This is a genomic window from Priestia sp. SIMBA_032 (assembly GCF_046535215.1).
Classification (GTDB): Bacteria; Bacillota; Bacilli; order Bacillales; family Bacillaceae_H; genus Priestia; species Priestia aryabhattai.
In genome coordinates this window covers 1-318 of the sequence record NZ_JAWRXD010000342.1, presented here as the reverse complement: position 1 = coordinate 318, position 318 = coordinate 1, and the positions used below count along the sequence as shown (strand labels likewise).

Sequence of the window (318 nt, the reverse complement as noted above, 5' to 3'; positions counted from 1 at the left end):
ACTAACACGCCGTTTTCGATGAGTTGCGTGGTACTGGCAGGGGTTCCTTCGTCGTCGTAAAAGTAACTGCCGCGATGTCCTTCGGGAGCGGCTCCGTCAAAGATTTGCAAGTCGGAAGAGCCGAAACGCCGTCCCAAGGTCATGACTTCGAGTAAATCGGGGTTTTCGTAGGCCATATCGGCTTCGGAGAGGTGGCCGAAGGCTTCGTGTACGAACAACCCGGAGAGAATGGGATCGATGACAACAGTGTAGGTTTTGCCCTGTACTGAGGGAAGCGCTAGGGTATCGATGGCTCGTCGTGCCGCACCTCGTATCTGG

1 protein-coding gene is annotated in these 318 nt (G+C 55.3%); it reads right to left on the bottom strand.

Annotation, left to right across the window (positions count from 1 at the left end):
- Nucleotides 1–318: metallopeptidase TldD-related protein (locus SB717_RS34675; protein ID WP_410907398.1), on the bottom strand; the 318-nt coding region annotated here is incomplete at both ends.